This window comes from Mesorhizobium sp. ES1-1 (assembly GCF_020164785.1).
In the GTDB taxonomy this organism is placed as follows: Bacteria; Pseudomonadota; Alphaproteobacteria; order Rhizobiales; family Rhizobiaceae; genus Mesorhizobium.
This window is the reverse complement of record NZ_JAIUGX010000007.1, coordinates 89,577-110,572: the sequence shown is the minus strand read 5'-3', so window position 1 is coordinate 110,572 and position 20,996 is coordinate 89,577. Positions and strand designations below refer to the sequence as shown.

General features: G+C 61.5%; 24 protein-coding genes. 13 read left to right on the top strand and 11 right to left on the bottom strand.

Translation table 11 applies throughout. The features are described 5' to 3' along the window. Positions 1–14 precede the first annotated feature (14 nt). Positions 15–257, top strand: coding sequence for a phosphoribosylformylglycinamidine synthase subunit PurS (purS, locus tag LB513_RS13820; protein WP_224664247.1), 243 nt, complete (start codon positions 15–17; stop codon positions 255–257). A 73-nt stretch (positions 258–330) separates the two neighbouring features. On the opposite strand, the gene LB513_RS13815 is transcribed toward purS, so the two are convergent. After that, complete coding sequence (locus LB513_RS13815) at positions 331–1,002, bottom strand: hypothetical protein (protein ID WP_224664069.1); 672 nt, start codon at positions 1,000–1,002, stop codon at positions 331–333. A 194-nt stretch (positions 1,003–1,196) separates the two neighbouring features. Here LB513_RS13815 and purQ point away from each other — a divergent pair, with 194 nt between their 5' ends. The 4 genes from purQ (at position 1,197) to LB513_RS13795 (ending at position 3,652) form a co-directional block, all read left to right on the top strand. Next, positions 1,197–1,865 carry a phosphoribosylformylglycinamidine synthase subunit PurQ gene (purQ, locus tag LB513_RS13810; protein ID WP_224664068.1) on the top strand — a complete coding sequence of 223 codons (669 nt, stop codon included), beginning with the start codon at positions 1,197–1,199 and terminating at the stop codon, positions 1,863–1,865. A 70-nt stretch (positions 1,866–1,935) separates the two neighbouring features. Then, positions 1,936–2,601, top strand: coding sequence for a glutathione S-transferase family protein (locus LB513_RS13805; protein WP_224664067.1), 666 nt, complete (start codon positions 1,936–1,938; stop codon positions 2,599–2,601). An 11-nt stretch (positions 2,602–2,612) separates the two neighbouring features. Beyond that, positions 2,613–3,008, top strand: a complete 396-nt coding sequence (locus LB513_RS13800) for a hypothetical protein (protein WP_224664066.1) — start codon at positions 2,613–2,615, stop codon at positions 3,006–3,008. Between the two features lie 2 nt (positions 3,009–3,010). Further along, entirely contained in the window at positions 3,011–3,652 is a 642-nt protein-coding gene (locus LB513_RS13795) for a Pr6Pr family membrane protein (RefSeq protein ID WP_224664065.1), read from the top strand. Positions 3,653–3,654: 2 nt separating this feature from the next. On the opposite strand, the gene LB513_RS25250 is transcribed toward LB513_RS13795, so the two are convergent. Then, entirely contained in the window at positions 3,655–3,771 is a 117-nt protein-coding gene (locus LB513_RS25250) for a DUF1127 domain-containing protein (RefSeq protein WP_318011190.1), read from the bottom strand. Between the two features lie 227 nt (positions 3,772–3,998). Here LB513_RS25250 and LB513_RS13785 point away from each other — a divergent pair, with 227 nt between their 5' ends. Then, a complete protein-coding gene (locus tag LB513_RS13785) occupies positions 3,999–5,411 on the top strand; it encodes a PLP-dependent aminotransferase family protein (protein WP_224664063.1) in 1,413 nt (470 codons plus the stop codon). Between the two features lie 51 nt (positions 5,412–5,462). Here the strand turns inward: LB513_RS13785 and LB513_RS13780 are convergent, their stop codons facing one another. Further along, on the bottom strand, positions 5,463–5,627 hold the full coding sequence (locus LB513_RS13780) for a hypothetical protein (RefSeq protein WP_224664062.1): 165 nt from the start codon (positions 5,625–5,627) through the stop codon (positions 5,463–5,465). Between the two features lie 200 nt (positions 5,628–5,827). Here LB513_RS13780 and purL point away from each other — a divergent pair, with 200 nt between their 5' ends. From purL to LB513_RS13755, 5 genes are all read left to right on the top strand, one after another. Then, positions 5,828–8,059, top strand: a complete 2,232-nt coding sequence (purL, locus tag LB513_RS13775) for a phosphoribosylformylglycinamidine synthase subunit PurL (protein ID WP_224664061.1) — start codon at positions 5,828–5,830, stop codon at positions 8,057–8,059. After that, on the top strand, positions 8,056–8,577 hold the full coding sequence (locus LB513_RS13770; RefSeq protein ID WP_224664060.1) for a hypothetical protein: 522 nt from the start codon (positions 8,056–8,058) through the stop codon (positions 8,575–8,577). The genes purL and LB513_RS13770 overlap by 4 nt, the downstream gene beginning before the upstream one ends. 127 nt (positions 8,578–8,704) lie before the next feature. Beyond that, positions 8,705–8,938, top strand: coding sequence for a BolA/IbaG family iron-sulfur metabolism protein (locus tag LB513_RS13765; protein ID WP_224664059.1), 234 nt, complete (start codon positions 8,705–8,707; stop codon positions 8,936–8,938). A 150-nt stretch (positions 8,939–9,088) separates the two neighbouring features. Next, entirely contained in the window at positions 9,089–9,424 is a 336-nt protein-coding gene (gene grxD / locus LB513_RS13760) for a Grx4 family monothiol glutaredoxin (RefSeq protein WP_224664058.1), read from the top strand. A 97-nt stretch (positions 9,425–9,521) separates the two neighbouring features. Then, positions 9,522–10,838, top strand: coding sequence for a multidrug effflux MFS transporter (locus LB513_RS13755; RefSeq protein WP_263482115.1), 1,317 nt, complete (start codon positions 9,522–9,524; stop codon positions 10,836–10,838). 47 nt (positions 10,839–10,885) lie between these two features. Here the strand turns inward: LB513_RS13755 and LB513_RS13750 are convergent, their stop codons facing one another. From LB513_RS13750 to rpsD, 4 genes are all read right to left on the bottom strand, one after another. Then, entirely contained in the window at positions 10,886–11,119 is a 234-nt protein-coding gene (locus LB513_RS13750; RefSeq protein ID WP_224664057.1) for a hypothetical protein, read from the bottom strand. A 252-nt stretch (positions 11,120–11,371) separates the two neighbouring features. Beyond that, positions 11,372–12,199: an inositol monophosphatase family protein gene (locus LB513_RS13745; protein WP_224664056.1), complete on the bottom strand. Its 828-nt coding sequence runs from the start codon at positions 12,197–12,199 to the stop codon at positions 11,372–11,374. Continuing rightward, positions 12,189–13,076, bottom strand: coding sequence for a tRNA 2-thiocytidine(32) synthetase TtcA (ttcA, locus tag LB513_RS13740; RefSeq protein WP_224664055.1), 888 nt, complete (start codon positions 13,074–13,076; stop codon positions 12,189–12,191). The genes LB513_RS13745 and ttcA overlap by 11 nt, the downstream gene beginning before the upstream one ends. A gap of 129 nt (positions 13,077–13,205) precedes the next feature. Further along, positions 13,206–13,823, bottom strand: coding sequence for a 30S ribosomal protein S4 (gene rpsD, locus LB513_RS13735; RefSeq protein ID WP_224664054.1), 618 nt, complete (start codon positions 13,821–13,823; stop codon positions 13,206–13,208). A 696-nt stretch (positions 13,824–14,519) separates the two neighbouring features. Between rpsD and LB513_RS13730 the strand changes: the two genes are divergently transcribed. Beyond that, complete coding sequence (locus LB513_RS13730) at positions 14,520–15,902, top strand: RNB domain-containing ribonuclease (protein ID WP_224664053.1); 1,383 nt, start codon at positions 14,520–14,522, stop codon at positions 15,900–15,902. Here LB513_RS13730 and murI read toward each other — a convergent pair. Next, positions 15,899–16,687 carry a glutamate racemase gene (gene murI, locus LB513_RS13725; protein WP_224664052.1) on the bottom strand — a complete coding sequence of 263 codons (789 nt, stop codon included), beginning with the start codon at positions 16,685–16,687 and terminating at the stop codon, positions 15,899–15,901. The two genes, LB513_RS13730 and murI, sit on opposite strands and share 4 nt — an antisense overlap. After that, positions 16,680–17,597: an RNA methyltransferase gene (locus LB513_RS13720; RefSeq protein WP_224664051.1), complete on the bottom strand. Its 918-nt coding sequence runs from the start codon at positions 17,595–17,597 to the stop codon at positions 16,680–16,682. The genes murI and LB513_RS13720 overlap by 8 nt, the downstream gene beginning before the upstream one ends. Positions 17,598–17,807: 210 nt before the next feature. On the opposite strand from LB513_RS13720, the gene LB513_RS13715 reads away from it, so the two are divergent. After that, positions 17,808–19,019, top strand: a complete 1,212-nt coding sequence (locus LB513_RS13715) for an NADP-dependent isocitrate dehydrogenase (protein ID WP_224664050.1) — start codon at positions 17,808–17,810, stop codon at positions 19,017–19,019. Between the two features lie 200 nt (positions 19,020–19,219). Here the strand turns inward: LB513_RS13715 and LB513_RS13710 are convergent, their stop codons facing one another. Then, positions 19,220–19,699, bottom strand: a complete 480-nt coding sequence (locus tag LB513_RS13710) for a DUF2269 family protein (protein WP_224664049.1) — start codon at positions 19,697–19,699, stop codon at positions 19,220–19,222. Further along, positions 19,696–20,991, bottom strand: a complete 1,296-nt coding sequence (locus tag LB513_RS13705; protein ID WP_224664048.1) for an SDR family oxidoreductase — start codon at positions 20,989–20,991, stop codon at positions 19,696–19,698. The genes LB513_RS13710 and LB513_RS13705 overlap by 4 nt, the downstream gene beginning before the upstream one ends. Positions 20,992–20,996: the final 5 nt, after the last annotated feature.

The window sequence follows — 20,996 nt, the reverse complement described above, 5'->3', positions numbered from 1 at the left end:
GGAGCATGTCCAGCGTGATCAAAGCCCGCATTACCGTCACCCTCAAGAACGGCGTTCTCGACCCGCAAGGCAAAGCGATCGAGCACGCCTTGTCCGGCCTGGGTTTCGGTGGCGTCGGCGCTGTGCGCCAGGGCAAAGTCTTCGACGTCGAACTCGCCGAGGGCGACAGGGCCAAGGCCGAGGCGGATCTCAAGGCCATGTGCGACAAGCTGCTGGCGAACACGGTGATTGAGAATTACAGCGTGACGCTGATCTGAGGTTGTGCCGGAGGCGTGGATACCTGAAACGTGCTAGCTCGTCTATGCCCCGCTTGAGCGTATCGGATTGCGCCTACACGGCGCCTAAAACGACCGCCAACTTGTACAGGCTGTGCAGCGCTATGCATAGCAAGAACCCTACAAAAGCTATCAGGGAAAATGTCCACGGCGGCTTCTGAATCGGCCGGTGAACGGCACCGTACTTGACGCGGATCGCTAATATTTCGGCGCGAAACTCTGGATCCTTCGGCAGGTCGTTGTAGTTTCTCCTAAAGTATATAATCCTAAACGATACGATATTCATCGTGATGGCTATCCACGATCCGATGAAAAGCCAAGCGCTCATGACATAGATACGTAGGAAGTCGGTTCTTAGACTTTTTGTACACGCATCCGTTATACTCAAATACGTCGCAACAGATCTGCGACCGGCAGAGCTAAGCCAAAGGCCGTTGTCTTTCATGGCCAATGCCAAAAAGATGAGAAGCACTACTAGTGTTCCTAGCGCAAGCTTGAGATACCGCATCCTGCCGGCAGCATCAGCAATGGCGGCAACGCCAAGGGCAAATAATAATCCTAGCAGGACGAGGCAAATCGCCAGTGCATAGGCAATCTGGGCCATGATTAAACTGGCGAAGGCTGGAGAGCAAAGTCCAAGATCGACTTTAAGCGAAAAAACTCTCGAGAACGCCGTAGCGAAATTGGCGTCGGCCTGAGAGAAAAATGCATAAATGAATGCCGACAACAGTATCACCGTCGCACCCGAAACACCAGATGCCCAATGTCGGTCTTCGAATTTGAGTTCCCAGCCGCTCTTCAAATTTGCCTGCCCAGTTTGCAACCGCAAAATAGCTTAAAAGCCTTAACTGGCGCTTGACCCGTAAATACGCTCCCGATACGCAATTTCCGGATATGCCTCTTGAATCAGTTGGACATGTCATGAAATCCGCCGTCGTTCTCCTGCCGGGCCTCAACCGCGACCGCGACATGATCGCCGCGCTGACGAAGATCTCCGGGACACCACCGGTCACCGTCTGGCAGACCGATACCGAAATCCCCGATGTCGACCTAATCGCCATTCCGGGTGGCTTTTCGTTCGGTGACTATTTGCGCTGCGGCGCGATCGCGGCGCGCATGCCGGTGATGCGGGCGGTCGCCGAACAGGCTGCCAGGGGCGTAACGGTCATCGGCGTCTGCAACGGGTTCCAGATCCTGGTCGAGGCCGGCCTGTTACCGGGCGCCTTGATGCGCAACACTTCGCTGAAGTTCGTCTGCCGACAGGTAAAGCTTCAGGTCGCTAATGCCAACACGATGTTCACCCGTCGTTATCAGCCCGGCCAGATCATCCGGACGCCGGTCGCCCATCATGACGGCAATTATTTCGCCGACGCCGACACGCTCGCCCGTCTCGAAGGCGAAGGCCAGGTGGTGTTTCGCTATGCCGAAGGCACCAACCCGAACGGCTCGATCAATGACATCGCCGGCATCATCAACGAAAAGGGCAATGTGCTGGGCCTGATGCCGCATCCCGAAAACCTGATCGAAGCGGCGCATGGCGGCAATGATGGAAGGGCACTGTTCGAGAGTGCCCTGGGCATAGCCGCTTGACGATTTCGGCCGCCGACGCGGCAAGATTCACAGGGACATCAAGTCCACAGCTCTTGGGAGAGAGACGGTCATGAAACTCTATTCGCGGCCGTTGTCGCCTTACTCGTCCATTGTGCGGGCACTGGCCTATATCAAGGACGTGCCGCTCAAGATCATCGCCCCGCCCGCGGGTTTTCCCATTCCGGAGGAGTTTCGCGCGATCTCGCCGATGAACCGGATCCCGGTGCTGATCACCGGCTCCGGCGAGACCATCGTCGAATCGGTCGTTATCGCCGAATATCTCGAGGAACGCTTTCCTGAGCCCGCGCTGCTGCCGGCCGATTCCAAGGACCGCGCGCTGGTGCGCATGTTTGCACGCATCACCGACCTCGACGTGCTGACGCCGACAATGAAGCTTTTCGAGCTGCATTCCGTGCCGAAGAAAAACAATGCCGAGATCGACGCCCAGTTCGCCCGACTGCACCATGGACTGGCAGGGATCGAGGCACGCATGGCGCAGGGACCCTTCGCGCTGGGTGACGACATCAGCTTTGCCGATGCCTGGCTTACGCCGACGCGGTTCATCTTCAACAATTTCCGCGTCATGACCGGTCGCCATGAGTTGCTCGACGCCTATCCCAAATTCGACGCCTATGAACAGATCGCTTCCCAGCATCCGGCATTGTCGCGTGTGTGGGGCGAGATGACCGATGGCCTGAAGCTGTTTCTGTCTGAGCTTGAAATGGGTGCCGCTTGATCAGGAAGAGGATGGTCGTTCTCGTCGCGGCGGCGGGGCTCGCGCTGACATCGTGCCAGTCGGCGCCGAAGAACAGTGTGTCGGTCCCCTCGGGCAAGAGTGCTTCATTGCTCGCCATGGAACAGGTGGCTATCGCGGCTCACAAATGCTGGATCGCGAGCAAGGACCCGGCGTTCAAGCAATATCAGATGGCCAACGAACTGAATTCCTTTAGTGGCACACCGCGGTTCCTGCTGGTGCCGGCCAAGCACTATGGCGGCAAACCATTGCTGGTCGTGCAGGCGCGAGGCAATTCTAGCCGCGTCGAAGCATTCGGGCCGCTGATGACCGATCCGCTTGGCGCGCGTATTGGTTCGGACATCGCTCGCTGGCAAGCCGGCAACCCGGCCTGCGCTGCGACCGCCTAGCGGTGGGTAGATTTCTGCAGGTATCAGGTTTGGCCTTGGGTCTGGTCGGACTTGTCCTGCAGTTGTGCATTACCATTCCGGCCTCGGTCGAAGCCGGGCGCAGCCTGCCTGCATCGATCGTATTCTATTTCAGCTTTTTCACCATCTTGACGAATATCGGCGCGGTGCTGGTCCATATCTCGCTGATCTCGTCCACCGGCTACTCATGGTTGCCGGCTTTCGCGGGACCGCGGATGCGAGCCGGCGTTGCAGTTTCGATCGTGCTTGTCTTCATCGTCTATGCCGCGGTGCTGGCAAGGCTCTGGCATCCACAAGGCCTTTTCCTGCTCTGCGACATCCTCCTGCATTATGTGACGCCGGTGCTGTTCGTGCTCTGGTGGCTGGTATCGGGTGCCGACGGTAAGACTCGCTGGAGCGATATATCCTGCTGCCTGCTTTACCCCGTGGGCTACCTCGTCTACGCGCTGGCGCGCGCGCCGATAGCCGGCGAAGTGCCCTACCCCTTTTTGGATGTCGCCCGTAATGGCGCCGGCAGCGTCGCCATTTCCGCAATGGCCATCACAGGACTTTTTCTATTCCTCTGCATAATCGCGGTTCTGGCGGACCATCGCATTGCACGCACCAAAGAATCGAGGCTCCGCTAGGCTCAATCCCAGAAGGCCCTGATTCCTTCGCGATAGGCATCGCCGCGCGAGAGGCCAATGTCCTTGAGCTGATCATCCGTCATTTCAAGCAATGCCAGCCGGCTCCTCCGACGATCCATCATGGTTCCAACCCATTTGGCGAACGATGCGGCGACGTGAACTGTGCGGCCGACGAAGTCTCGGACGCTCCATGGGCGCCTGATCTGAATCAATGACTTGGTTTGCGAGGGGCGGATTGTGTCTATTGTGTTCATTTCACTCTACCGATATTATTCGTCGGCGCCGTCTTAGCGCCATCGTCGATATGGATTGACTAATGTATCGGTGCAATCTAAAACTTGTCACCATGACAAATTGGCGTCCAGACCTAACCGGCTCCGGCCCGCTCTATCAAAGGCTGGCGGATTCCATTGAAGCGGATATCGACCGGGGCATCATCGGCGCCGGTGCGAAGCTGCCTCCGCAACGCGATCTGGCCTATGACATCGGCGCCACTGTCGGCACGGTGGGTCGTGCCTACCAATTGCTGCGCGAGCGTGGGCTGGTGAGCGGAGAAGTCGGCCGGGGAACCTTTGTGCTGGCCCAGCACGCGGAGGGCAAGCCCGAGCTCCACGCTCCCGACATCGGCATGGAGGGGACGCGCGGCGTGGATGTGCCTCGCGGCAAGCTGCGCTTCGACAGCACGGCGGCACCGGATGTCGGCCAGGGAGCCATTGTCGCCGATGTCCTGTCGCGTGCGGCGCAGGATTATCCGCATGAGATTTCTAGCTACACGCGGGATTTTCCGGACCGCTGGCACGAAGCCGGTGCCCGGTGGTTGTCGCGAAATGCCTTCGCCCCGACTGCCGATGCCGTCGTTCCAACGCTCGGCACCCATGCCGCTGTGATGGCCGCGATCGCCGCCTTGACCACACCGGGCGACTATGTTGCCTTCGAGCACCTGACCTATTCGCAGATTTCACGCAGCGCAGGCCTTATCGGGCGGAGAGTCGCACTCGTGGCCTCGGATGATGAAGGGATCGACCCCGCCGATTTCGAGCGTGTCTGCGCGCAAAAGCACCCGAGGATGATTTTTCTGATGCCGACGGCGCAGAATCCCACCTTGGTGACGCTGTCAGCCTCACGTCGCGAGGCGGTCGCCCGGATCGCGCGCGAATACAATGTCGTTCTTATCGAAGACGATCTCTATGGCCATCTGACCGATGATCCGACGCCATTGCTGGCCGAATACGCGCCCGAGCGGACCATCGTGGCGGGTGGTCTCTCGAAATCGGTAGCGGCAGGCATTCGTGGCGGTTGGCTTGCCTGCCCGCCCGCCTATCGCCATCGCATCCGTGTCGCCCACAAAATGATCACCGGCGGCATGCCATTCCTGCTGGCCGAGGTGAACAGCCGTTTGGTGCTGTCAGGCCAAGCCGCGCAAATACGCATGAGCGCCATCGCCGAAATCCAGGCTCGCATCGCGATCGTCCGCGACACCCTGGCCGGCTTTTCGTTCAAGTCACACGACAACGTGCCCTTTGTCTGGCTCACCCTGCCCGATCCCTGGCTGTCGGGCACTTTCAAGAACGCCTGCCTCGAGCATGGCGTCCTGATCGATGACGAGGATGAGTTCAAGGCCGGGCGTTCGGAGCAGGTTTTCCACGGCGTACGCTTTGGAATCTCACAGCCGAGACATCACCGCGATGTCGCCGAGGGCGTTGCCGTGATCCGCCGGCTTCTCGACGAAGGCCGCGCCGGCTATGACAGCTTCTCTTAAAGTTGAGACAGGTCGTTCCTTCACCCTAGTGCGGGCAGACGGAGGCTGAGATCAACCTTCGGCTTTGAAATTCTTGGCTTCCTTTTCGGCATTTTCCTTACCGTGCTTCTTGGCCAGTTCCTTGGCCTGCCCGGGCGAAACGTCGGTGGTCTCCGCGATATGCAGCGCCTCCTTGTCCGAGAGCGGGCTTTCCTTCTTGTCTTGCTTTTCGGCCATGGTCGGGATCTCCTGATTGGTTCAAGACCTAACGACCGGAATGCCATAGCGTTCCGCGATCGGCACCGCCCCGCCCAAGGTAGCCTGACGGCGCGGCCGCCGCCGTTGAAGCTTTCTGTCTTTTTTCGCCCGCTGACGGGTGTATTGGCCTCAAAGCTTGCGATAAGACGGGACTCGATCCCCAGGACACAACTGCCGACATGACCATTTCCAATTCAGTGCCGATCACCCCCGAACTCATCGCCTCGCACGGGCTAAAGTCCGACGAGTATCAGCGCATCCTCGATCTTGTAGGCCGCGAGCCGAGCTTCACCGAACTCGGCATCTTTTCGGCGATGTGGAATGAGCATTGCTCCTACAAATCCTCGAAGAAGTGGCTGCGGACATTGCCGACAACAGGGCCGAGGGTCATCCAGGGCCCAGGCGAGAATGCGGGTGTCGTCGACATAGGCGACGGCGACTGCGTCGTGTTCAAAATGGAGAGCCACAACCACCCATCCTACATCGAGCCCTATCAGGGCGCGGCGACCGGCGTCGGCGGCATTTTGCGGGATGTGTTCACCATGGGCGCGCGGCCGATAGCGGCGATGAACGCGCTGCGCTTCGGCGCTCCGGACCACCCTAAGACCCGGCATCTCGTCTCTGGCGTGGTGTCCGGCGTCGGCGGCTACGGCAATGCCTTCGGGGTGCCCACGGTCGGCGGAGAAGTCAATTTCGATGCGCGCTACAATGGCAACATCCTGGTCAATGCCTTCGCAGCAGGCCTGGCCAAGACCGACGGGATCTTCCTGTCTGAAGCCAAGGGCGTCGGCCTGCCGGTCGTCTATCTCGGCGCCAAGACCGGCCGGGACGGCGTGGGCGGCGCCACCATGGCCTCGGCCGAATTCGACGACAAGATCGACGAGAAGCGTCCCACCGTGCAGGTCGGCGACCCGTTCACCGAAAAGTGCCTGCTGGAGGCATGCCTCGAACTCATGGCCTCGGGCGCCGTCATCGCCATCCAGGACATGGGGGCCGCCGGTCTCACCTGCTCGGCGGTCGAGATGGGCGCCAAGGGCGATCTCGGCATCGAGCTCGACCTCGACAAGGTGCCTGTGCGCGAGGAGCGCATGAGCGCCTATGAGATGATGCTGTCGGAGAGCCAGGAGCGCATGCTGATGGTGCTGCGCCCCGAGAAGGAGAAGGAAGCCGAGGCCATCTTCCACAAATGGGGCCTGGACTTCGCCATTGTCGGCAGGACCACGGATGATCTGCGCTTCCGCGTCCTGCATCAGGGCGACGAGGTCGCCAATCTGCCGATCAAGGATCTTGGCGACAAGGCGCCCGAATATGACCGGCCCTGGGTCGAATCGAAGAAACCGGCGCCGCTTGCGGCCGATGACGCTCCCCGCGCTGATGTCGCGGAGGCGCTGCTGAAGCTGCTCGGCGGACCGGACTTGTCGTCGCGGCGTTGGGTGTGGGAACAATATGACACGCTGATCCAGGGCAATTCCCTCCAGTTGCCGGGCGGCGACGCCGGGGTGGTGAGGGTGGAAGGGCATGCCACCAAGGCGCTGGCCTTCTCATCCGACGTCACGCCCCGCTATTGCGAGGCCGACCCATATGAGGGCGGCAAGCAGGCCGTGGCGGAGTGCTGGCGTAACCTGACCGCCACTGGCGCATTGCCGCTCGCGGCCACCGACAACCTCAATTTCGGCAATCCCGAGCGGCCGGAAATCATGGGCCAGCTGGTCGGCGCGGTGAAGGGCATCGGGGACGCCTGCCGGGCGCTCGGCTTCCCGATCGTGTCCGGCAATGTCTCGCTTTACAACGAGACCAACGGCCAGGGCATCCTGCCAACGCCGACCATCGGCGGTGTCGGGCTGATCGACGATTGGTCGAAGATGACGCGGATCGGTTTCGCGGCCGAGGACCAGATGATCCTGCTGGTGGGCGCGCCCCCCTCCTGGGGCACACACCTTGGCCAGTCGGTCTATATGCGCGATATCCATGGCCGCACGGATGGTCCGCCTCCGCCCGTTGACCTCACCCACGAAAAGCGCGTCGGCGATCATGTACGCTCACTGATCGCGTCCGGCATCGTCACCGCCGCTCACGACGTCTCCGACGGCGGCATCGCGGTGGCACTGGCGGAGATGGCAATGGCCTCCGGTATCGGCGCGACTATCCCCGGGCTTCTTGGCACCGACCCGATCCCGGTCTGGTTCGGCGAAGATCAAGGCCGCTACCTCCTGACGCTGTCGATCGATCCGCATGGCGATGAATGGGACACGATCCGCAAGCAGCAGGGCGAGCTCGGCATCTTCGCGCCCTGGATCGGCTCGACCGGCGGCAACGCCCTGAAACTTGGTGAAGCGCGGGCGATTCCGGTCACTGAGCTGAGCGCAGCCCACGATGGCTGGTTCCCCCGCTTCATGGATCTAGCCAGTTGAACAAACTGGCTGTCCGCGCCCTGCTTGCGGTCGTATTCTGGCCCTCGCTGTTCTTCTTCTGGCTGCTGGGGCCGTTCGTCTTCTTCCTGCTTTCGACGACCTCGAGCGAGCTTTGCCCGCTGCTGGAAAGGCGTGACCAGTTCCTCGTATCGGCCAATGGAACGCTGCCGATGCTGGTTCTGCAGAATCTGGTCTACGCGGTTCCCATCGTCTGCCTGGTGCTTTGGGACCGGCTTCTGCCGGAACTCGGGCGGACACGACAGATCAGCACCTGCATCAAGCTTTTCGCAGCCGCGGCTGCGATTGGAGCTCTGTGGGAATATGGGTCTTCGCTGGTCTGCGATGGCTACGGCCAGCCCTTTTTTTCACCCCTCTGGCAGGCGACCAGTTACCTGCCGATCGCCAACATTCTGGTCAACGTGCCGCTCTATGTGTTGGTCTTCAGCCTTGGCCGTATCTTCTCGATGCGCGAAGATGGCCCCACGGACGATGCGGTTCGGCCGGAGGAGACCATTTAATCCCTCGATCAATCCGGCAGGACGGAAGCGCTTCAATCCGAACCGGAAACGCTTTAGTCTCAGCCCGACTCTCATTCTCCTCGCACGGGCTGCCGCCTAGCTGCCCGCCCGAAACAGGAATTTCGCCATGGCAATGGACGCCCACGACATCGAAAAACTGATCAAGGACGGCATTCCCGACGCCCAGGTAACCATCCGCGATCTTGCAGGCGACGGCGACCATTACGCGGCGGAGGTGGTTGCCGAGAGCTTTCGCGGCAAGAGCCGCGTGCAGCAACACCAGATGGTTTATGACGCGCTGAAGGGGAATATGGGCGGTGTGCTGCATGCGCTCGCCCTGCAGACCAGCGTACCGGACTGAGAGGTCCGCCGACAAGCTCTTGGCCCAAGGCGGCCCATCCTTTGCGCCATTTCTCGGGCTGCGCGGCTAATGTCTTGTTTCGGGCACTCTATGGGTTTATTTGAAAGGAATGCTTCGAGCCTGACTCCCACAGGCGTGAAAGGATATTCCATGAGCGGTATCAACGACTACATCGACAATGAAGTGAAGACGAACGAGGTTGTGCTTTTCATGAAGGGCACGCCCGGCTTCCCGCAATGCGGATTCTCCGGCCAGGTCGTCCAAATACTCGACTACATCGGCGCCGACTACAAAGGCGTGAACGTCCTTGACTCGGCCGAGCTGCGCCAGGGGATCAAGGAATATTCCAACTGGCCGACGATTCCTCAGCTCTATGTCAAAGGCGAGTTCGTGGGCGGCTGCGACATCATCCGCGAGATGTTCCAGGCGGGCGAACTGCAGACGTTCCTCGTCGAGAAGGGCGTCAGCGTCAAAGCCACCGCCTGAACTTCATCGGTGCATGTCGATCGAGACTTGCATCAGGCGCCGAGGAATCATTCCCGGCAATTTTTCATGTCCCTGATATCGGGACCAGAACGAGGCAATGCGCCGGCCCGCCGGCGCATTTTCGTTTTCAGAGATCGGACTTGCCGTGGACCAGCAATCGACAGCGCAGCGATCGGCACGCAAGCTGCCCATTCCGCGCTGGGAGTTCATCGCGCTCTGCGCGGCTTTGATGGCGCTGAACTCGCTGGCCATCGACATCATGCTTCCGGCGCTGCAGCAGATCGGCGCGTCGCTCGGCGTGGAGAATGAAAACCACCGGCAATATGTGGTGACAGCCTACATTTTGGGCTTTGGCGGCGGCCAGTTGGTCTTCGGCCCACTGTCGGACCGTTTCGGTCGTCGCGCGCCGCTGGTGGCGGGGCTGGTGATCTACGTCGCCGCTGCCGCAGCCGCTGCCATCGCACCGAGCTTTGAAACACTTCTGTTGTGCCGGTTCGTTCAGGGCCTGGGCGCCGCCGCCACCCGCGTCATCGCCGTCTCGATCGTGCGTGACACGTTCGACGGCCGGCGCATGGCGGAGGTGATGTCGCTGATCTTCATGGTGTTCATGGCGATACCGGTGATTGCGCCCGGCATCGGCCAGTTCATCATGCTGTTCGCCACCTGGCACTGGATTTTCGTCACCATGGCCGTCGGGGCGCTCCTCGTATCCGCCTGGTCGCTGCTGCGCCTGCCTGAGACGCTGCATCCAGAGTATCGCCGGCCACTGACGGCGTCATCCATCCTTGGCGGTTTCCGCATCGTGCTCACCAACCGCATAGCCATCTGCTACGCGTTCGCCAGCACCTTTATCTTCGCCGCCATGTTCGGCTTCATCGCCTCGGCACAGCAGATCTATATCGACATTTTCCAAGTCGGCGAGATGTTCCCGGTCATCTTCGCGGCGGTCGCGGGCGTGCTCGCCTTCTCCAATTATCTGAACTCGCGCCTCGTCGGCCGTATCGGCATGCGCCGCCTGTCGCAGAGCGCGCTGCTGCTGTTTCTGGTCATCAGCCTGGTCTGGCTGGTCGTCTCGCTGGAAATGAAGATGCCGCTCTGGCTATTCGTTGCCTTCTTTGCCAGCGCCATGCTTCCCTTCGGCGCCCTCGGTGCAAATTTCAATGCGCTTGCCATGGAGCCGCTCGGCCAGCTGGCCGGCACGGCGTCGTCCATCCTGGGCTTCATGCAGACGTTTCTCGGCGGTATTCTGGGCACGCTGATCGGCCAGGCTTTCAACGGCACGGTGACGCCGCTTGCCGCCGGATTCTGCAGTGTCTCTGTCGCAGCGCTGCTGATGATCCTCATCGCCGAGCGCGGCAAGATGTTCCGGCCGCAAAATGCACCTGTTTCAGGGCACGTCACCGACCTGCATTGATTGCTGTTTGTGCGTATCGCTGCCATTTGTCATGCGATACGTCTTGCCTAGGATGTACCTTCTAGCGCCGCTGTAAAGCGAGGAACAAGCATCCGTCCCGCGATTGCTCCACCCATGCTGTCCGAGAAGGGCAACGGCAGGGCCTCGTCGAGTGCCTTCAGGATGGATGCCATGAACGCCCGGCTGAGCTGTTGATCGTCTCCCAGGTCGGAATAAGTGGCGCGAGGCTTGCCGATCAACGTGCCGTTACGGCGAAGCGAGAACTGTAGGGTCACGGACATGCCCGCGGTGCCGGGTGGCGGCTTCCAACAAGCATAGATAGCCTCCGACATCTCCTTGATCGTGTCGATGGGATCGCGACTGCGACAGGGGCGCTCCTGCGCGATTGCCGCATCGGCGTTCGCGAACAAGATTGTGGCAAGAGTCGAGGCAAAAATTGCGCACCGAGGCTTCACTCGAAACACCCCTCTTGAGGACATTAAGCCTTGACCGAACAAGCCTACGGTTCAGGCGCCCGCCGCGGCTATTTCATCCTACTCAGCCCACAGTTCGCGTCGCAGTTCCTGCCAGCTTTCCTTGTCTGGAGCGACCAGGAGACCACCGCCGACATGCGACGGCAGGTAGGCCGTACCATCGAAGCGCGCGGCGTGGCCGCCGGCCTCGGAATGGATCAGCACACCGGCCAGGTGATCCCATGGCATCAGCTTGTTGTAGACGACGAAATGGCCATGGCCGCTGGCCAACAGGCGGTATTCATGGGCGGCGCAGCGGTAATGGAACTGCGACAGCGTCTTGGTCTGGTTGCAAGCGAGCCGCGTGCGGTCCGGCTCTGCCATATATTGCCAGGAGACCGCGCCGGTCATTTGCGAGATCGGTGCGCCCGCCGCCACCCGCACTCTCTCGAGAGTGCCATGAGCATGCCTGATATGGCTGCCGCCGCCCCTGACGCCGATCAGCCAATCCTTGCCGACCGGGTCGTGGATGATACCGGCCACGGTCTCGCCCTTGACCACGACCGCCAGCATGACGCCGAACAACGGCACTCCGGACGCGAAATTGAATGTGCCGTCGACCGGGTCGACAACAAAAGCCAGATCGGCGTCGCCCAGGCCATCAAGAAGCGCCGGATTGTCCGAACAAGCCTCCTCGCCGACGACCATCGCTCGGGGATACCGCTCGAGCAGGCGCGCGGTGATCAGCCGCTCGGCGTTGACATCGGCCTCGGTCACCAGATCGGCAGCGGAGGTCTTCTGGCGGATGTCGCCGTCGCCCAGCCGGCGAAAGCGCGGCATGATCTCGGCCTGCGCTGCGTCGGACAGGAGCCCGGCGAGCCAGTCGATCGCGGTATCGTCAAATGTCATCGGGTTGCCCGGTGGTAAGGGTTTCGTTGAGGGTTGCAAAATCGAACAGCTTTCTGTCGAGCAGATGTGAGGGGCGGCTGTTGGACAGCGCACGCAGCATCGTTTCCTTGCGGCCAGGCATGCGCTTTTCAATATCGTCGAGCATGGCCTTCATGGCATTGCGCTGCAGGCCTTCCTGGCTCCCGCAGAGGTCGCAGGGAATGATCGGGAACCGCATCGCCGCCGCGAATTTCTCAAGGTCGATTTCGGCGCAATAGCTCAGCGGCCTGAGCACCATGACGTCGCCCTCGTCATTGAGTAGCTTCGGCGGCATGGCTGCCAGCTTGCCGCAATGAAACAGGTTCATAAAGAAGGTTTCCAGGATATCCTCGCGATGGTGGCCGAGCACCAGGGCCGAGCACCCCTCCTCGCGCGCGATGCGATAGAGATTGCCACGCCTAAGCCGCGAACAAAGCGAGCAATAGGTGCTACCCTGGGGCAGCTTGTCGGTCACGACCGAATAGGTGTCCTGGTATTCGATGCGATGTGGAATGGCATGCCTGTCGAGATAGTCGGGCAGGATGTGCTTGGGGAAATCCGGCTGGCCCTGGTCGAGATTGCAGGCCAGCAAGTCGACCGGCAGCAGCCCGCGCCATTTGAGATCCAGCAATATTGCGAGCAGGCCGTACGAATCCTTGCCACCCGACAGGGCAACCAACCAGCGCTGTCCTGGAGTCACCATCGCGAAATCGTCTATCGCCTGGCGGGTAAGCCGAAGCAGCCGCTTGCGCAACTTGTTGAATTCGACCGAAGACGGCACATCGGCAAACAGCGGATGAAAGCCGCCCTCGCCGTCGGCGGCAGGCTCCAACGCCTCGATGGCTTTCATCATGTTCATGGCGTCAGTTCCAAAATCCTGGAGCAACGACGGTCGGTACTTCGTCGCGCCTGGAATTAGCCGACGTGGCCGACAAAGAAAAGGCCGCCTCGACGGGCGGCCTTCGATGATGTGTCGGAGAGAAGCAGATCAGCGCGAATAGAATTCGACGACCAGGTTCGGTTCCATCTGCACCGCGAACGGAACGTCCGCCAGGCCGGGGATGCGCGAGAAGGTCGCGACCATCTTGTTGTGATCGGCTTCGATGTAGTCGGGCACGTCGCGTTCCGCAAGGCCCACGGCTTCCAAAACGATGACCAGCTGCTTCGACTTCTCGCGTACTTCGATGACGTCACCCGGCTTGCAGCGGTACGAGCCGATGTTGACGCGCTTGCCGTTGACGTTGACGTGGCCGTGGTTGACGAACTGACGGGCCGCGAAAATGGTCGGCACGAACTTGGCGCGGTAGACGACCGCGTCCAGACGCGACTCGAGCAGGCCGATCAGGTTCTCCGAGGTGTCGCCCTTGCGGCGGTCGGCCTCTTCATAGACCTTGCGGAACTGCTTTTCCGAAACGTCGCCATAGTGACCCTTCAGCTTCTGCTTGGCGCGCAGCTGCAGACCGAAATCGGAAAGCTTGCCCTTGCGGCGCTGGCCGTGCTGGCCGGGACCGTATTCGCGCTTGTTGACCGGGGACTTCGGCCGGCCCCAGATGTTTTCGCCGAGACGACGGTCGATCTTGTACTTCGCGGATTCGCGCTTGCTCATCGCATTCCCTTTCAAAACAAACACACCCGGAACCTCATGGTGCGGGTGAAGGAAACGCGCCCTCCTCTGGCCTCCGTTTTCGAGACCTGACAGGGTTTTCCCACGCAACGCGGCGGAAAACCCACGGGACACGTCATTTCAAACAAGACGGGTACCAATCTGATACCGACCTTGCATATACAAAAGAAACACCGGACATCGCTGCCCGGTGATGGCGGCTGGTTAAACCGAGATCTAACCGGTGTCAAGCTTTCGCATGGCGTGGCGAACCGCAACCATATCACGTTTTCGGCGTTGATGCGTGCCGGATTTGGCGGGAGCTTTAGCGCCTACGGCACCAGGAAGGGACTGGAGCTAGAGGAGTCAGATTATGAGGAAGTTCTTTCTTTCGTTGGCAGGCGTAGCGGTCTTGGCCGGCACGATGGCCGTTTCTCCTGCGCCGGCCGAGGCGAGGCACTGGCAGGGACACCGGCACCACCATGCTTGCCGTGTCGTGATCAAGAAGAAAGTAGTCTGGCGGCACGGCCACAGGCACGTCGTCCGCTACAAGGTACGGCGCTGCTGGTAATCGAAGCCTGCCCTGACAGGGCGGCAAAGCCCGCGGTAGTCGCCGCGGGCTTTTTCTTACCAGCGATACGATCGTCCGATACGGGTTGGCACCTTCCCGCGTTCTGACCGCCAGTGTAGGACGGCAGCATGAAATCACTGTCTGATCCCTCACGAGCACTTGCCGACGGACTGGCAAAGATCCGCGCCGAATTCGACGTGCCCGATGGGTTTCCGGTAGCCGTGATGGAGGCCGCAGAGGCTGCGGCCAAACGAATCCCCAACGAGCATGCCGATCGAACGGCGGTGTCCTTCGTGACGCTCGATCCGGCGAGTTCAACCGATCTGGACCAGGCGTTTGCGATCGTCGAGAGCGGCAGCGATCTTCTGTTGCACTATGCGATTGCCGACGTAGCCTGGTTTGTCGAGGACGGCGACGCCGTCGATCTGGAAGCCTGGGCAAGAGGTGAGACGGTGTACCTGCCCGACGGGAGAGCCGGGCTCTATCCGCCTGTGATCGCCGAGCGGGCCGCAAGCTTGTTGCCGGACGGACCACGACCCGCGATCGTTTTCACAATTCGCGTCGCCATGAACGGAGGGGTGAAACTGGACGGCGCTGAGCGAGCGGTCATCCGCAGCCGCGCCAAGCTCGCCTATGACAGCGTGCGGGTCGCCGACGTTCCGACGGGCTTCGCCGAGATCGCGCGGCGCATGGCGATCAACGAGGAGCGCCGCGGCGCTTCCCGCGTCGACCCGCCCGAGCAGGAGGTGCAAAGGCTCGCCGATGGCACATTCCAGCTTGCTTTCAGACCGCAGCTGCAGTCCGAAAAGGACAATGCGGCGCTGTCGCTGGCCGCCAACATGGCGATCGCCGACGCCATGCTAGCACACCGGACTGGGTTGTTCCGCGTAATGGCGCCGCCGGATGCCTCGGCGGTGCAAAGACTGCGCAACGCGGCCCGCGCGCTTGGGCTGTCCTGGCCCCCTTCGACCAGTCTGAGTGACTATCAACGGACCTTGGACGCGGGCAACAAGCAACAGGCCGCGCTGATGCTCGAGATACGCCATGCCGGCACCGGCGCGTCGTACCAAGCTTACAAGGAAGGCGTCCTCCCCTGGCACGAGGCCATGGCCGCTACCTATGCCCACGCCACCGCGCCGCTGAGGCGGCTGGCCGACAGATATGTCGTGCGTTGCGCGCTGGCGATCGCCAACGGCCAGCCAGTTCCACCGGCCGTGAACGATGCGTTTTCCAGATTGCCGAAGGTCATGGGCCGTGCAGATGCCCGCGCCTCCAGGATAACGCACGCTGCCATCGATCTTGCCGAGGCGGTGATGCTGAAGGGACGCGAGGGCGACATCTTCAAGGCGGTTGTCACCGATGTCGCCGATCAGCGTTTCCGCGTCCAGCTTTGCGACATGCCTATCGTTGCGAATGTAAAAGCGCCTGGCTCAACAGAAGGCGACGGGGTGACGCTCCGGCTCGTTTCGGCCGATCCGGAGCAACGCAGCATCGTCTTCGAACCGGCCTAACGGGTGCTCAGGCCAAAGCCTTGCATGAGCCGGCTGGTGGCGAAGTCCACCTTGCCCGAGGTGAAGACGGCAATGTCGGGCTCGCCCATCGGCAACGGGCCGTCGACGGGCGCCAACAGCGACATGGCGCGCCGCGCAATCGCTTCCGCCGGGTCGATCCAATCCACGGGCCACGGCGCGGTCTTGCGCATGCGGTTGGCCAGGAAGGGATAGTGGGTACAGCCGAGCACGACGATGTCGGTGCGCGCACCATCCATCTCGACGAAGCAAGGCGCGATTTCTTCACGCACGATCTCCTCGTCGATGAACCCCTCCCGCATGTAGATTTCAGCCAGCGGCGCCAGGCGGTCCGAACCGACGAGCCGCACGTGGCATTTCTGCGCCCATTTGCCGATCAGGTCGCGCGTATACTGGCGTTTGACCGTGCCAGGCGTCGCCAGCACCGATACGAGCCCGGAGCGTGTGCGCTCGGCGGCGGGCTTGATGGCCGGCACGGTGCCGACAAAGGGGTGGCCCGGAAATTTATCGCGCAATGCGTCGATCACAAGTGTCGACGCCGTATTGCAGGGAATGACCGAAATCTCCGGCTGGAACCTGTCCAGCAACTCACCGAACAGGCCAAGGATATGCGCGTTGAGCGCCGGTTCTTCCCAGGCGCCATAGGGAAACGCCGCATCGTCGGCCACATAGACAAAGCGACGGTCAGGCATCAGCACCCGCGCTTCGCGCAGCACGGTGAGGCCGCCAATGCCGGAATCGAACATCAGGATCGGCCGCTCAGCCATTATCGGTCCCCTTGCCGCCGAGCGGCATATCCTCATCGTCGCTTGTGGCCCCGTGCGTCCGAGAAGCCGCCTCGGCCTTACGCGCGCGTGCGGCGGCCGCCGGCAAACGCCGTGGATCGTCGCCCGGCGAACCGTCGCCACGCGGCATGGCGGGCGAGAACCTGTCGAGCGACGAGATGATGCCGCGCAGCACTTTGAGTTCCGGCTCGGCGAAGCCGGCGCGCGTCAGAACGGCGCGCAGATTGTCCACCATCTTCGGCTTCTTGGGCGCGGGCCGGAAATAGCCGCGCGCTTCGAGCGCGCCCTCCAGATAGGCGAACAGGCCATGCAATTCTTCCTTGCTGGCCGGCTTCATCTCCGGACCGGTGAAGTTGGTCTTCGTCTCGTCCTGGAGGCCCGACTTCATCCATTCATAGGACATCAGCAGCGCGGCCTGGGCGATGTTGAGCGAGGAGAAGTCGGGATCGACGGGAAAGGTGACGATCTCGTCGGCAAGGCCGACCTCGTCATTGTAGAGACCGAAGCGCTCGCGGCCGAACAGGATGCCTGTGCGCTGCCCCATATCGTGGCGAGCCCGCAGCATCCTGCCGGCTTCCACCGGTCCACGCACGGACTTGAACCCATCGCGTTGCCTGGCCGTCGTGGCGAAGACGAAGTTCAAATCGGCAAGTGCCGAGCCAAGGTCGTCGAACACCTTCACGGCATCGATGACGTGATCGGCCCGACTGGCAGCCGCGCGAGCCTTCTCGCTCGGCCAGCCATCGCGCGGGTTGACCAGGCGCAGCTCGGCCAAGCCGAAATTGGCCATGGCGCGAGCCACCATGCCGATGTTCTCCCCAAGCTGAGGCTCGACGAGGATGATGGCCGGGCCTACGGCGGAGTGTTGAGAAATGTCTTCGGTGGCTGGCATGATCGTCAATGAACTGCTGTTTGCGGCATTTCAGCGTCCCCTGCCATATTCGGCCGTGAAAATGAAGCATTCGCAAATGTCGACAATGGCTTCATATTCCAGACCGATCGCCGTTTGCGCGGTCAAAAGCGCTTTGATATACGAGCGGCATCTCCGGCCCAACGCCAAGCGGGCGAGGCCGTCCCAATCCCAGCAACGAGGCATTCTTTCATGGCGAAGATCAAGGTGGCGAACCCGGTCGTCGAACTCGACGGCGACGAGATGACCCGCATCATCTGGCAGTTCATCAAGGACAAGCTCATCCACCCTTATCTCGACCTCAAGCTTGAATATTACGATCTCGGCATCGAACACCGCGACGCAACCAACGACCAGGTGACGATCGATTCGGCAAACGCGATCAAGAAATACGGCGTCGGCGTGAAATGCGCGACCATCACCCCCGACGAGCAGCGCGTCGAGGAGTTCAAGCTGAAGAAAATGTGGAAGTCGCCGAACGGCACCATCCGCAACATCCTCGGCGGCACCATCTTCCGCGAACCGATCATCATGAAGAACGTGCCACGCCTGGTCCCCGGCTGGACCAAGCCGATCATCGTCGGTCGTCACGCCTTCGGCGACCAATACCGCGCCACCGATTTCCGCTTCCCCGGCAAGGGCAAGCTGACGATCAAGTTCGTAGGCGAGGACGGCCAGGTGATCGAGCATGACGTATTCGACGCGCCCGGCTCCGGCGTCGCCATGGCCATGTACAATCTCGACGAGTCTATCCGCGAATTCGCCCGCGCCTCACTGAATTATGGCCTGCTGCGCAATTATCCGGTCTACCTGTCGACCAAGAACACCATTCTCAAGGCCTATGACGGCCGCTTCAAGGACATTTTCCAGGAGGTCTACGAGGCCGAGTTCGAAGCAGAGTTCAAGGCGCGGAAGCTGTGGTACGAGCACCGCCTGATCGACGATATGGTGGCGTCGAGCCTGAAATGGTCGGGCGGCTATGTCTGGGCCTGCAAGAATTATGATGGCGACGTCCAGTCCGACACGGTGGCACAGGGTTTCGGCTCGCTCGGCCTGATGACATCTGTCCTGATGACGCCGGATGGCAAGACGGTCGAAGCCGAAGCCGCGCATGGCACCGTCACCCGCCACTATCGCCAGCACCAGAAGGGCGAGGAAACCTCGACCAATTCGATCGCCTCGATCTTCGCCTGGACGCGCGGCCTCGCACACCGCGCCAAGCTCGACGACAATGCCGAGCTGAAACGCTTTGCCGAGACGCTGGAAAGAGTGTGCATCCAGACGGTCGAATCGGGCTTCATGACCAAGGATTTGTCGCTGTTGATCGGCCCGGACCAGCCCTGGCTCTCGACCACCGGCTTCCTCGACAAGATCGACGAGAATTTGCAGAAGGCGATGGCGTAAGAGCCAGCATTGCACGAAGGCTCCGAAAGAGCCTTCGCTTTTTGGGCCAGGCGCCAGAAGGCCTACCGATGATCAAGCCGATCTTCTACGGCGCGGACCACAGCGTCTATGTGCGCATTGCGCGGATGGCGCTGGAGTGAGCTTTGACACGTCCGAAACAGCCGGTTGAGCGGCGCGCCGGACGAGCCAAAGGCCCAGGGCTAGAACACTATCTCCGGCCTGGTGACCATCAGCCACAGAATGGCAAGCACGGCGGCAAAAGCCGGAAAGCCAAACACAAACCAGATGCGGAACAGACGCTTTTCCTCAGGCGGCAGTGGGCGATTGTCGATGGCCGCCTGCCGGGCCAGGTTGCGGATGCGAATCTGTATCCAGACCACCGGCAGCCAAAACAGGCCGGTGACGACATAGAGCAGGAGGGACAGGATAATCCAGCCTTCGGACAGCGGCCAGCCTATGGCCCGCGCCAGCAGCACGCCGGTGATTGGCTGCATGATGACGGCGGTGGCCGTAAAAATGGTGTCGGCGACGACGACCGTTCCCGCGACATGAGCGACGATGTCGGCGCGGCCGCTGCGTTGCGCCATGAGCATGAAGAAGGCGATGCCGGCGCCGGTGCCGAATAGAACCGCGGCGCCGATGATGTGCAGCCAGCGCAAAGTGTCGGCCCAAATGCTCATCGCTCGTCCAGAATCGCCAGGGCCACCAGGACAAGGCAAAGCGCGGGTATCGCCTTGACCATTGCGCCAAGGGGATCGACCCATAGATCGGGCGCAAATGCGGTAGCGGCGCCGATATAGGCCAAGGTGATTGCAATCATTCCAGCCAGGGCAAGACGCGCGTAGGACCGCACCAGAACAGCGGCTCCAACAACGATGTCCGCAATGCTTCCGGCAATGACCAGTATGAGCGCGAAGGCCGGCGATATGCCATGAGAGATCAGAATGTCAGCCGCAGTATCCTGTCTGACAAGGCCGATGATGCCGGAGACCAGCCAGAACAGGGAGAGCACGCCGAACACGACCGGTTTCAGCAGCCATAGGCGGGCGAACCATCGCTCCTGAACGTGGGCAGGCATGGCAGCCAGCGTCGCTTCCAGAGGCTGAAGCGGGTGGCCGCTCACATCGCTCCAGGGTCCGGCGTCCCCGGTTACGCCGCGCTGCAGCGCGACCAGGGCTGCGCTGCGCAAAGGCGATCGCCAGCCAAGCACGCCTAGACCGTCGGCGATCACGGCGGCAAGCGTGCCGGCGATGGCCGGCATCGCCACGATGCGGGCCGGCGGAAGGCCAAGCCATGCCCGGAAGGATGCGAGAACATCAGCCAGCGATCGAGCCTCGGTTTCAACGAGATCGATCGCCAGGCGCGGCGGTAGAGATCCGGCAACCGCGCGCGAGACCGCCTCGGCGACGTCCGTCACCGCCACGGTCTGGATCGGCTGGCGCGCCATGACGGCGGGGACAAAAAACGGAAAGGCAGCGAGGGCCCGCAAAAGTGCGGTTCCGCCATAAGCGGCCGGCGCGATCACCAGGCCCGGCCGCAGGATCGTCCACTCCAGCGACGAGCTTGTGACGGCCATGTCGCCTTGCGCCTTTGTGCTGAAGAAGGGATCCAGTGAGCCAAGATCGGCGCCGACCGCCGAGATCTGCACAAAGCGGTACACACCGGCCTGCTCACAAGCCGCGAGCAGCGCTGCCAACGAACCGCGATGGATCGCGTCGAGGCTGTCACGCGGTCCGTCCTGCAAGGCGCCTGCCGCATTGACGACCGCGTCCATCCCCGCAAGCACGGGCAGCCAGTCTTCGGTGGCGAGCAGTTTCGACATGTCCGCCGCGATCCAGCGAACCGCCGGCCGACGCCGCCCGGCATCCCTGATATTGCGGCCAAGGCCGGCCACATGATGACCGTCTCGAAGCAGACGTTCGACGACAGCGTCCCCGATCAAACCATAGCCACCGAGGACAAGAACATTCATGTCAT